This window comes from Mucilaginibacter sp. (assembly GCF_028288225.1).
GTDB lineage: Bacteria > Bacteroidota > Bacteroidia > Sphingobacteriales > Sphingobacteriaceae > Mucilaginibacter.
Window position 1 is genome coordinate 16,786 of record NZ_JAQBOC010000073.1, and the last position, 12,647, is coordinate 29,432.

At 38.2% G+C, this 12,647-nt stretch carries 10 protein-coding genes; 8 read left to right on the forward strand and 2 right to left on the reverse strand.

Annotated features, from left to right (window positions below):
- Positions 1-111: 111 nt before the first annotated feature.
- A complete protein-coding gene (locus tag JWQ54_RS21305) occupies positions 112-1,926 on the reverse strand; it encodes a hypothetical protein (RefSeq protein ID WP_299589090.1) in 1,815 nt (604 codons plus the stop codon).
- Positions 1,926-3,788: a hypothetical protein gene (locus tag JWQ54_RS21310; protein ID WP_299589092.1), complete on the reverse strand. Its 1,863-nt coding sequence runs from the start codon at positions 3,786-3,788 to the stop codon at positions 1,926-1,928. Before JWQ54_RS21310 ends, JWQ54_RS21305 begins: the two co-directional genes overlap by 1 nt.
- Positions 3,789-4,009: 221 nt before the next feature.
- Here JWQ54_RS21310 and JWQ54_RS21315 point away from each other — a divergent pair, with 221 nt between their 5' ends.
- The 8 genes from JWQ54_RS21315 to groL all read left to right on the forward strand — a co-directional run bounded on the left by JWQ54_RS21315 (position 4,010) and on the right by groL (position 12,278).
- Positions 4,010-5,539 carry a MiaB/RimO family radical SAM methylthiotransferase gene (locus JWQ54_RS21315; RefSeq protein ID WP_299589189.1) on the forward strand — a complete coding sequence of 510 codons (1,530 nt, stop codon included), beginning with the start codon at positions 4,010-4,012 and terminating at the stop codon, positions 5,537-5,539.
- A 52-nt stretch (positions 5,540-5,591) separates the two neighbouring features.
- The gene (locus JWQ54_RS21320) at positions 5,592-5,960 is read left to right on the forward strand and encodes a four helix bundle protein (protein ID WP_299589095.1); all 369 of its coding nucleotides are present in this window, start codon (positions 5,592-5,594) and stop codon (positions 5,958-5,960) included.
- A 99-nt stretch (positions 5,961-6,059) separates the two neighbouring features.
- Positions 6,060-7,307: a sigma-54-dependent Fis family transcriptional regulator gene (locus tag JWQ54_RS21325; RefSeq protein WP_299589097.1), complete on the forward strand. Its 1,248-nt coding sequence runs from the start codon at positions 6,060-6,062 to the stop codon at positions 7,305-7,307.
- 4 nt (positions 7,308-7,311) lie between these two features.
- Positions 7,312-7,836 (forward strand): LptE family protein, encoded by a 525-nt coding sequence (locus JWQ54_RS21330; RefSeq protein WP_299589100.1) that lies wholly within the window; start codon positions 7,312-7,314, stop codon positions 7,834-7,836.
- Between the two features lie 18 nt (positions 7,837-7,854).
- Positions 7,855-9,693: a hypothetical protein gene (locus JWQ54_RS21335; protein WP_299589103.1), complete on the forward strand. Its 1,839-nt coding sequence runs from the start codon at positions 7,855-7,857 to the stop codon at positions 9,691-9,693.
- An 11-nt stretch (positions 9,694-9,704) separates the two neighbouring features.
- On the forward strand, positions 9,705-10,049 hold the full coding sequence (secG, locus tag JWQ54_RS21340; protein ID WP_299589106.1) for a preprotein translocase subunit SecG: 345 nt from the start codon (positions 9,705-9,707) through the stop codon (positions 10,047-10,049).
- A gap of 247 nt (positions 10,050-10,296) precedes the next feature.
- On the forward strand, positions 10,297-10,590 hold the full coding sequence (locus JWQ54_RS21345) for a co-chaperone GroES (protein WP_299589109.1): 294 nt from the start codon (positions 10,297-10,299) through the stop codon (positions 10,588-10,590).
- Positions 10,591-10,643: 53 nt separating this feature from the next.
- Positions 10,644-12,278: a chaperonin GroEL gene (gene groL / locus JWQ54_RS21350; RefSeq protein WP_299589112.1), complete on the forward strand. Its 1,635-nt coding sequence runs from the start codon at positions 10,644-10,646 to the stop codon at positions 12,276-12,278.
- Positions 12,279-12,647: the final 369 nt, after the last annotated feature.

Here is a 12,647-nt window from a genome sequence, read left to right on the forward strand (position 1 = left end):
TTAACAATAAGATGCAGTTGCTTCATGAAATGTTGCATAGGATCAAAAGTTTTTAGAATTAGAGACCACAGGTTAGCTGTAAAATGGCAAGACGGTTTCCATAGCTAAACTCTAACCTCCGGTCTCCAGTCTTTTTTTCTCCTTCTTCCGTTGCCGCTCCGCTCTTCGCTCTTTCCGCTGCTCTTTTTTTATTTTGTGGTTCTGCTTATTTATTTCTTGCTGATTGAGCATGTAGATCATAGCCTGTTCCGTTTTTTTGTCGAAGCCTATGGATGGTTTTAATCCATTTAACAGCGTTTTCCAGATGGTTTTAAAGAACGCATTTTCAGGTTTTCTCACAAAATTAACATATACTATGCGGGGCTGCATTCCTGGTTTATCAGGGTTGTTATGTTTAAGGATAAATATATTGGTGTACAAGGAGGCAATAGTTTTCCTTTTTAACTTGTCGTTGGTAGTATCGGCCTTTAACATGGTTATTTTTGCATCATTGTAAAGCAGCTCAACTTTTCCTTCCGCTCCATTACGGTTTGCCTTAATGTCGAAATCAAATTGGTTGAGTGTACCTGAGTTTATTTTAATCATTCCCAGCGGCATTACAGCCTGGTTGAGCGCTTGCAGGTTCATCGGGCCAAGCTTCCCTTTAACACCGAATGAATTATTTTTATCAGTTAAATTAAAATTAATATCAGCATCAAACTTACCCCGGTTCATAAAGTAAGTACTAAGCAGTATAGTGCTTATATTGTTTTTTTTGAGTGCCGCTTTATTATTTGTAATATTTAATGCACGGCCGTTGGTATTATTAAATGTTAAAGTGCCTGTTTTTTTTGAGTCTACATTAAACTCATTGTAGGTAATATTAATATAATGTAATAAAACAGTGTCAATTTTTATATCGGTAGATATATTATTCAAAGCTACGTTCGGGAAGCTTCGAATTTTATCCTCTTTCTTTTTTAAGTGATTAGGATTGGCGAAGATCTGTAGCGAGCCGTTGCTTAATATTAGCTTTGATGCTGTTAGTGAACGATATTTATGATAGGTTATATAATCGAAATTGCGAAGCTGGGCCGAATCAAGGCGGAATGTAAAACGATCTCTATGGCTTTCATTAAAAAAAATTTCTGTAGCAGCCGGTTTGAGGATTAAACCACTTACAGTTAATTGTGATTTTGAAGTAGATAATTTAAGTGATTTAATATTATATGAATACAGTCCATTCGGGGTTTTTCCGTTGTAGTTGTTTAGTTCGGCTGTTATATCCTTACAGTATAACACCCGGGATTTGTCAGTTTGTGTGGCTGAATCTATTAGCAAGTCATGGGCGCTAAGGTTCATTTCTTTAAGCTGGGATATGACCAATTTATTGCCTGAGTAATCCTTATACATGAATTTAACGTCGCCCATTAATATATCACCAATGTGTATATAATGAAGGTTCTTTGATATTTTTTGCCAGGCGGTGCGGTTATCTTTTAATACTGTATCGCGGGTGTGGTTAAGCTGGTAGCTTACATTAAGCACTGGATTATATAACATAACCTGTCCAATATCAAGTTTGTTCCTGAAATACAGCCTGAAGGGGTGAATGCGTGACAGTACAAGTTTTTTTATATGAAGCTCAACCAAATTATTTGGCGCAAGATGTGCCTTCTTTTTAGCGTTATAAACTGAGGTATCGGGTTTTAGGGTGATATTTAAAATTACAATAGTACCCCGGAGGACATGCAGCTCGGCGGATGAAAAACTTACCGTGTACAAGCTGTCGCTACTTTTTATAACAATGTCTTTAACTCTGCCCTCCAATATCGGCGACCAGTAGCTGTTGATAAATAAAGCGGGTAATAAAACAAACACCGTAAAAACCAGTACAACAGCTAGACTAATTTTTTGCCATTTATGCTTTAAATATTTATGCGCCATTAATTGCCATTGTTTTGTTTTGTTTTTTCCAGGGAATCTTTTTTAGCCTGGCGGGCCTGCTTTCGTGCTTCTCTTCTTGTTTTACGGTCTGCTTTAAATTTATTGAATTTGTCAAGCAAATTACTAACTTTTGTAACAGTGGAGTTAACCTTGTTCTCGGTTTTTTTATCAAACCCAACACTCGGCTTCAATCCATCCAGCAATCCCTTATATAAAAAGCTGAAAAATGATACGGTCGGTTCTCTTTTTAAATTGATAGGGCCCGGCCTGAAAACGCCTTTTTTATCAGGATTATTGCTTTCAAGTATCAGGTTATTAGCTAATATGGAAATAAACCCTTTTTTTTGCAGCTCAGTTTTACCCTCCACCTTTTTAAGCAGTTGGACGTTCAGATTTTTATAATAGAACTCCAAATTTCCTTTACCACTATAATTGCTGGCATTCACATTAAACTTCAGCTTCTCAATATCTGCCGACACTACATGTACAAGTGCCAGCGGTTTTACCAGCTTATCCAGCTTTCTTCCATCAAACTTACCCAATTCGCCCGAGTAATTGAAGGCGCCGTCTTTTGCCAGCAGGTTAAATTTGAAGTTTACCTGCAAAGGCGCTGCATCCATAAAACGGGTATTTATGTAGGCCCGCATAAATGGGTTTACCCTTTTCTGGTCATCATCATTCGTAACATTTAAAATGTAACCGTTGGTATGTTTGAAAATTATCTGGCCCGTATATCCTGACGTGGCATCAGTTTCTGAATAGTTTATATTTCCATTTTTAATATTCAGGCGTTTTAGCCTCATATCCAGTGCAACATTTTGCAAAGCCTGGTGTGGGTCCTTACCTATTTTACTGGTCTTTTTACCTTTAAATGCATTGTTTGTATAGATCTGAATATCCGGCGTGTTTATATTCATTACGCCGGCCCATAAAAGCTGGTCGCGCAAAAAAGTTTGCAGATCAATATCATCAATATCTATCTGTTTTGACTTTAATGTGTATATATCGCCGGGATGGCCACTGTGCCTGTAAAATTCCGACCGGTTATACCTTGGTGTAAATGACACTTTATCAAGCACAATTTTCCGTTGAGCCGTTGAAAAGAAGATCTTCTCCAGCTCAGCCTTATATAAACCATCAGGAGTTAAAACATGGTAATTATGTATGGTAACATTTACATCTTTTGTATAGTAAAAACGGTCGGCTGCTTTATGAGATAATGAGTCAATAACAACATCAGATATATGGATATCAAGATGATTAAGTGCGGTTTTCTTTGTTACCGGGTGACTTTTATTAATATAATTTAAGCTGATATCATTTAGTGAGATAGAATCAATATGTAATTGCCTGAACGTTTTTTTTAGTATCTCATATGGGGTTTTGGGCCTGCCAACCTTCACGGTATCATTAAATTTATAGCGCTTATTTATAATGGTAAGTTCAGGCTTATCAATAAGAATATTATCAATATCCAAGATCTTCTCCTGGTACGCCCTGCGTGCGCCCACATTTTTTAGGGACAGCTTTTTTACATTTAATATAAATAAGTTATCGGGCGCTTTTTGCAGTGCTACCAACTTATTGTACACATTGGTATCCGGTATCAGTTTAAAATTATAAACAAATGCGTTGCCCGATGTAATATTAAGGTCAAAATCAGCGTACTCAATATGATATAAACTATCGGTTGACCTTAAAATCAGCTCTTTTAATTGTGCTTGTAATAACGGTTTCCAGCGGTTTGATGCCAGGTATTTATTATAAAAATAATAGCCGGTTGCGGCAATTAGCACTACAACAAATAATAATACAAACGGCCACTTTTTTATTTTTTTAGGTTCTATATATTGTTGTTCCACTGATATTTAACGGGATATAGTATTAGAACAATGAATATTTGATTTTGTTAGTCCGTTCCTTTCAGCAAAACAGAGCCTGTAAGAATATTAAAGATAAGAACTTACTGAATCTAACTCATTCAACTTAATCAACCCCAATCAAACTTAATCAACTAATTCCCTGCCAATCTGTCACGCTATATTTAAATTTTATGTATTTTTGCAGACTAATTTTTATTATGATGATGGATTTGCTTGTTCCGGATAAAGCGCACGATGAAAGCAGACAAGGTGAGGCTTTATTGTTAGAACCTATTAAAGATAATAACAATGGCCGTAAATTATACATTGAAAGTTATGGCTGTGCTATGAATTTCTCTGATAGCGAGATTGTAGCTTCTATTTTAGCTGAAAAGGGGTTTGTAACCACATCTGATTATACTGCTGCCGACGTTATTTTTATAAATACCTGTTCAATACGCGAGAATGCCGAGCAACGTGTCCGCAACCGCTTAAGAGATTTTACAATAGCCAAGGTTAAAAATCCCGGACTGGTGGTGGGTGTGCTTGGCTGTATGGCCGAGCGTTTAAAGTCAAAATTTTTAGAAGAAGAAAAGTTGGTTGACGTTGTTGTTGGCCCTGATGCTTACCGCGACCTGCCTAACCTGATAGAGCAGGTTGATGGCGGCCAAAAGGCAGTGAATGTACTATTATCACGTGAGGAAACTTATGCTGATATAAGCCCTGTGCGTTTAAATAGTAATGGTATTAATGCCTTTGTATCAATAATGCGTGGCTGTGATAATATGTGCTCATTCTGCGTAGTTCCGTTTACCCGTGGCCGTGAGCGCAGCCGCGATCCGCAATCAATCGTTGCTGAATGTACCGATCTGTTTAACAAGGGTTATCGCGAAGTTACTTTGCTGGGGCAAAATGTGGATTCATATAAGTGGAAGTCCGAAAGTCCGGAAGTCCAAAAGTCCGAAAGTGAGAGACCTGTTTTGGGGATGGATCTGCTGGATAGGGTGCTTGCTTCGGGCGAGGACTTTATTGAGCTGCAAAATCAAACGGCAGTTGAAGTTGAAGGTGTTACTTTTGCTAACCTTTTAGAAATGGTTGCCCTGATCAGTCCTGAGCTTCGTATACGCTTTTCAACCTCACATCCAAAGGATATAACCGACGATGTGTTGTACACCATTAAAAAGTACGATAACATTTGTAAATACATTCACTTACCCATACAATCGGGTAACAGTCGTGTGCTTAAATTAATGAACCGTACATATACCCGTGAATGGTATATGGACAGGATAGCGGCAATAAACCGTATTATACCAGAGTGTGCTATATCAACTGATATGATAACAGGTTTTTGCACTGAAACGGAAGAAGAGCACCAGGATACTTTGAGTATGATGGATCATGTGAAATATTATTTTGCCTACATGTTCATGTATTCGGAAAGGCCTGGAACTTTAGCGGCCAAACGCTATGCAGATGATATCCCGGAAAGTGTAAAAAAACGCCGCTTACAGGAAGTGGTAGCCAAACAGCAGGAACATTCGCATGAGCGCCTGAAAAAACTGGTGGGCACTACACAAAAAGTGCTGATAGAGGGTTTTTCAAAAAAATCAAACAACGATTATTCAGGCAGGAGCGACCAAAATACTGTGGTAGTTTTCCCGGTGGGAGAGAATTATAAGCCGGGTGAATATGTGAATGTGCTTATAGATAAGTGCACTACAGCTACTTTGATAGGTAGAGTAATTTAGAGTCAAGAATCAAGAAGTCAAGAATCAAGAAAGAAAACAGAGTTAAGAAAATATGTTTAAGCATAATTTTAAGAACTTGAAAATTTGGCAAAGAGCCATGGATCTTACAGATCTTACTTACGATTATTGCAAAGGGCTACCGGGTGAAGAGCGGTATAACCTGATTGATCAACTTAACAGATGTTCTTGTTCTATTCCTTCAAATATAGCTGAAGGTTCTGGTAAAAGGACAAATGCACATTTTGCAGAGTTTTTAACAACATCTTTAACATCATCATTTGAAGTTGAAACTCAATTATTAATATGCGAACGCAGGGCCTATGGTTCTGAAAAAAAATTAAAAGAATGTTTAGAACTCGTTGCTGAAATTCAGAAAATGATATTCTCTTTCAGAGAACGTGTTTTGAATGGTGGCGAATAGAGTGAAGCAGAATTTGGAAGGTTAGGTTCAGGAAGCAAAAATATTTTTATCATATTTTCTTCCTGGCTCTTGACTTCTTGATTCTTGAATCTTAACAACATGGAAATTCAAGAAATTAAACAGCGCTTTGGAATTATTGGCAACTCGCCACTATTAAACAGGGCCATAAATATAGCCAACCAGGTTGCACCAACAGATATATCTGTATTGATAACCGGCGAGAGTGGCAGTGGAAAGGAAGTGTTTTCACATATTATACATCAAATGAGTCCGCGTAAGCATGGGCCGTTTATCGCGGTGAATTGTGGCGCTATTCCTGAAGGGACTATTGACTCGGAATTATTTGGTCACGAAAAAGGTGCTTACACGGGTGCCGTGGGTGAGCGTAAAGGTTACTTTGAAACCGTAAACGGTGGCACTATATTTTTAGACGAAATTGCCGAAATGCCGCTGGGCACGCAGGCCCGTTTATTAAGAGTGCTGGAATCGGGACAATATATAAAGGTAGGATCATCAAAAGTTGAAAAAACAAATGTACGCGTAATAGCCGCTACCAATGTTGATGTTTATGATGCTGTTAAAAATGGTAAGTTCAGGGAAGATCTGTATTATCGTTTAAACACGGTGCCACTCCGCATTCCTCCTTTAAGAGATAGAAAAGAAGATATTTATTTATTGTTCAGGAAATTTACTTCTGATTTTACCGATAAATACCGCACTCCGCCTATCCAACTGGATGAAGAGGCACAACAGGTATTGATCAATTATTCGTGGCCGGGTAATGTGCGCCAGCTAAAAAACATGGCCGAGCAATTAGCAGTGCTTGAACGCGACCGCATTATTACAGCGCAAACATTGCTTACCTACATTCCGCTTGAAATGGGCGGCAGGAATTTGCCGATGCGCGTTGAGAATCAGCAAAAAGAAGATTTTTCTGAACGTGATATTTTGTACAAAGTGCTGTTTGATATGAAGCGCGATATGGTTGAATTAAAAAAACTGGTGGCCGATATTATTGAGCATGGCGGCATTTCTATCAATCATGCCAATCATTCACAAACTATAAATCAGTTGTACCGGGATATTGAATTGCCTAACGGTCCCGAAGCGCAATTTACTTTACAACAACCCGTTAATAGCAATAATAACAATAGCAATAATGCTAATCCTTATAACATAACTCAGGATGCCGAGGAGGTGGAAGAATCACTTTCGCTGATAGATAAAGAATCGGACCTGATAAGGAAAGCATTGAAGAAGCATAAAGGCAAGCGCAAGCTGGCAGCCAATGAGCTGGGGATTTCAGAAAGGACTTTGTACAGGAAAATAAAAGAATTAAATTTATAATTAAATGAGGAGAATAAAGGGGTTAGCAATAACACTTGTTGGTTTAATTTGGGTTTTACAGGGATGCACTTATAAGCTGAGTTTAACCGGGGCTTCAATTCCGCCAAATTTGAAAACCATAAGGGTTGAATTTTTTGAGAATACTGCCCCATTGGTTGTAAATAGCTTAAGCCAGCAATTTACCGAAGCATTAAAAAACCGGATCAGGAACACAACAAGTTTAAGTATTGTAAGCGGTGAGGCCGATGCAGTAATGTCTGGCACAATTACTGATTATAATATCGCGCCCGTATCAGTGCAGGCCACAAACAATACAACGGCGCCGATAGCGGATCAAACCCGTTTAACCATTACAGTAAATGTAAAATATGTGTTTGATGCAGATAAAAAGCTTAGTTTTGAACAACCATTTTCGAAATATAAAGATTTTAAAGGTTCTATTTCTGCTGTGGAGCAATCATTAATAGCAGATATTAATAAGCAATTAACCGAAGATATTTTTAACAAGGCTTTTGCAAATTGGGATTAATTCGTAGCTTTCAACAACGTGGATCAAAATAACAATAATAGTCAGAACGAATTTTTATGGGCATTGCTGGACAATCCTGCTAATGATGCACATTTGTATAATTATAATTTACAGCGACTGGTTAATGATTTTCCGCAAAGTGGTATTTTACAAGCATTACTGGCGCATTCAAGCGACGAAAAGAACTTAAAACAGGCATCTGTTTACTTTAATGCAAGATCCCTGTATAAACTTATCAATGCGCCATCATCGCTTACTGGTGTATCTGACGAAAAAATTATTGTTCAAAATAACATCCCGTCTGCAGCTTATCAGCATCAAACCACCGATACGTATGGCGGTGAAAACTATTTCAGCGATCATACAGCGGTTGAAACTGAAAATGAAGCTACACTAACTACTGATTCTCAGCCGGCAGCCGGGAATGAATTTGGCAAGGATGTAGCCGATGAGCATCATATTACAGAAGCAGGCTCTGGATTATTAAATACTATCCCGTTTGAAGAGCCGGTTGAAAATCATGTTGCAGAAGAACATATTACTGCCCCGGTGGAAATAACCCTTGAAACTGTAATTCCGGAATCAGAAGTTCCGCATGTTGAAGAGCCTGTTGCAGACCATACAGAAGAAACGTATGAAAGATTAACCTCACAAATAAAAGACGAAATTAACAATAGTCCTGTTGCAGAACCTGTTATAAATTATGCATTTGGGATGGGCCAGAGGTTACCACCTGATGCAGAAGTTGCGGACAGCATTGCAGCTGAACCCTCATCAGCAGAAATAACACAGGAAACTGCTGGTACACATGATGAGATAGTAGAAGAAGCTCAAAGTGAGACACCTGCTGAACAGCCAATTGAAAATACTGCAGTTGAGGAGCCTGGCGTAATGCCGGTAGCCACTGAACAGCCTGTATTTATTGATGATACTGTTACCAGTGAATATAAAGAAGTTACGGAACTGGAGGACCATACTTATAATGAAGAGCCGGTATCAACCAATCATATTACTGTTGAAAAGAATTATGTTGCTGAACCTGAACACAAGCAGGAAGAAATAGTCGATTACACAGATGAAACTTATCCGCTGGAAGTTGACACTGAAAGCAACCAGCACAATATAGATGACGAAACCTTCGAAGAGATCACCGGGATTGAAAATATAGATGTTGAACCTGATGTGCCAGGAAATATAGCGGCTACAGACTTTTTTACGTTTGACCGTGCTTTTGGAGAACACAAGGAATCTGAGGCTGTAAATGAACCTTCAACATCAACTCCAACTCTTGAACCTGTAAACGAACAGGCTGACGATACTGAACAGCAGGATGTATCAAAATATCACGATGAAAAGATGCCTTACAGCTTTTTGTGGTGGCTTGATAAAACACGAAAGGAACATTCCGGTGTGTACCAGCCTTATATAGTACCGGATAAAGAGGAGATGCCTGTTAACAGGTCAAGACCAGGTACAGACGAATTGCAGCAGCAGTATTATGAAAATATTTTTCATATTACCTCGGTCGAAGAACTTGACAAGAGCGTTCCTGTGCCGCCGCATGCTCCGTCAGGATTTGATCCAAAAAGTAAAGAGCATGTTATTATTGAGCGCTTTATACAGGAAGAACCACAGATAAAGCCGCAAAGCAGTGATAAGCTGGATAACGAAAATAAAGCCAAAAAAAGCTCGGAAGATAGGGATGAGTTAGTATCCGAAACACTGGCTGCTATTTATTCAGATCAGATGCTGTATCATAAGGCTATTGCATCTTACAAAAAATTGATGTTGAAATTTCCGGAAAAAAGCCGTTACTTTGCTGCAAAGATTGAACAGTTAGAAAAGAAAACCAATTAATATAAAAAGAAATGTATTCATTATTGTTGATCATAGCGATCATTGTGTGTGTCCTTTTAGTGCTAATCGTATTGATACAAAACCCTAAAGGCGGTGGTTTATCCTCGAATTTTTCAAGTTCATCACAGTTAATGGGTGTGCAGAAAACAGGCGACTTTTTAGAAAAAGGCACCTGGATCCTTGCCATCTCTTTAATGGTTTTGTCAATGGCAATTAATGTTGCTGTAAAAGGCGGAACCGAAAAAAGTGATAACTCTCAATTAAAAGAGCAGGTTGACAAGGCTTCAAAACCAACGCCTGTACAACAAGGTACCCCGGCTACTTTCCCTGGAGCAGGTACTAAAAAAACAAAATAATTAAATAAAATATTTAAAAAGGCTTTGCCCCGATAGCTATCAGGGCGAAGCCTTTTTAATTTGAAAGCATACTGACATGATGGCATTATGATGTTAAGCTATTATTAATAAGGAAAACTTCATCATCCTTTAAAGTGACAATTGAACAGGTAATGTGCCAATTTTGAACTTTGAACCTGCTTGGCATAATTGATGTTGATTGCAAGTAGATATTAGAACTTTTTATAAAATCAAACTAAGTATAATTATGTCGTTAAATTTTAAACCTAATGAGGACAGAGTAGTAGTAGAAGCTGCTCCTGCCGAAACAAAAACTGCATCAGGGATTTATATACCTGAAACAGCGCAGGAAAAACCGCAAAAAGGAACAGTTGTTGCCGTAGGCCCTGGTAAGTATGCTGATTTGACCGGGAATTTGATCCCAATAAATTATAAAGCCGGAGATCAGATCTATTACGGAAAGTATTCAGGTCAGGAACTTTCTATTGATGGGAAAGAATATTTAATTATGAAACAATCAGATATTTTAGGCTCTATCTAATAACAAATTGAGTTAAATTAAAAACTCTGTACATTACTAAAAAAACTAAAAACATGGCAAAACAAGTTAAATATAATGTTGAAGCACGCGATGCTCTGAAAAGGGGTGTTGATATTTTAGCCAATGCGGTTAAAGTTACATTAGGCCCTAAAGGTCGTCACGTAATTATTGATAAAAAATTCGGTTCACCGGCTATTACAAAAGATGGCGTAACTGTAGCGAAAGAAATTGAGCTGAAAGATCCTATTGAAAATATGGGCGCTCAAATGTTAAAAGAAGTGGCATCAAAAACTGCTGATATCGCAGGTGATGGTACTACAACTGCTACTGTTTTAGCACAGGCAATTGTAACTGCAGGTATTAAAAACGTTGCTGCGGGCGCAAATCCAATGGATTTAAAACGCGGTATTGACAAAGCTGTAAGAGTAGTTGTTGAAAACCTGAAATCACAAAAACAGGATGTTGGTGATGACTTCAGTAAAATTAAGCAGGTAGCATCTATTTCTGCTAATAATGATGAAGTTATTGGCGAAATGATTGCTGATGCTATGAAAAAGGTTGGTACTTCAGGTGTAATTACAGTTGAAGAAGCTAAAGGAACTGAAACAGAGGTAAAAACTGTTGAAGGCATGCAATTTGACCGTGGTTACCTTTCTCCTTACTTTGTAACCAATGCTGATAAAATGGAAGTGGAACTGGATAGCCCTTATATCCTGATCTATGATAAAAAGATCTCTTCCATGAAAGAATTATTGCCAATACTTGAAAAACAAGTTCAAACAGGCAAACCACTTTTAATTATTGCTGAAGATTTGGACGGAGAAGCATTAGCTACATTAGTAGTTAATAAGATCCGTGGTTCGCTGAAAGTTGCTGCTGTTAAAGCTCCGGGTTTTGGTGATCGCCGTAAAGCAATGCTTGAAGATATTGCTGTTTTGACAGGTGGTACTGTAATTTCTGAAGAAAGAGGCTACAAATTAGAAAGCGCCGATCTTGAAATGTTAGGTAAAGCTGAAAAAATCACCATTGATAAAGATAATACAACAATTATTAATGGCGATGGTGACCCTGAAACTATTAAAGGCAGAGTAGGTGAAATCAGAACTCAAATAGAAACTACTACTTCTGATTATGATAAAGAAAAATTACAGGAGCGTTTAGCCAAATTATCAGGCGGTGTTGCTGTACTTTATATAGGTGCTGCTTCTGAAGTTGAGATGAAGGAAAAGAAAGACCGTGTTGACGATGCTTTACATGCAACCCGTGCGGCTGTTGAAGAAGGTATAGTTGCAGGTGGTGGTGTTGCATTCATCCGCGCTGTTGAAGCTTTGGTAGATCTTAAAGGCGACAATGATGATGAAAACACAGGGATTCAGATCATCCGCCGTGCTATTGAAGAGCCATTGCGTCAGATCTGCGAAAACGCAGGTATCGAAGGTTCTATCGTAGTGCAGAAAGTAAAAGAAGGCAAAGCTGATTTTGGTTACAATGCACGCACTGATAAATATGAAAATTTAATTGGTGCAGGTGTTATTGATCCTACTAAGGTAGGTCGTGTAGCTTTAGAGAACGCAGCTTCAATTGCATCAATGTTGTTAACAACAGAATGTGTATTGGCTGATGATCCTGAAGATGCTCCTGCTGGCGGTCCACCAATGGGTGGCGGCGGTATGGGCGGCATGATGTAAGCCATAAAGTCCAAAGTCTTGAGTCTGTTGTCAAAAAGTACTTAATTTAACTTTCGACTACTGACTTAAGACTAAATACTAAAAACAAAACCCCCTGTCTGTTTTACCAGACAAGGGGTTTGTTTTTATAACGAGTTGTTTCGTCATTTTAAGGTAAACGGGTGGTCATCTGTTAATCAAATGATTGATTAAGTAATATTCGGGTTACAAATAGCAGTATTTTTGTGTAAGAAATCGATGGCAAGGCAATTAGGCACAGCATTTGAAGATACACGGATATTATGAAAAATTTAACAGAAACAGCAAAGCATATCCAGATCCAAATAGTAGAATGGGTGTTTTTTAAAGGCCCGGAACTTTTTATAACTA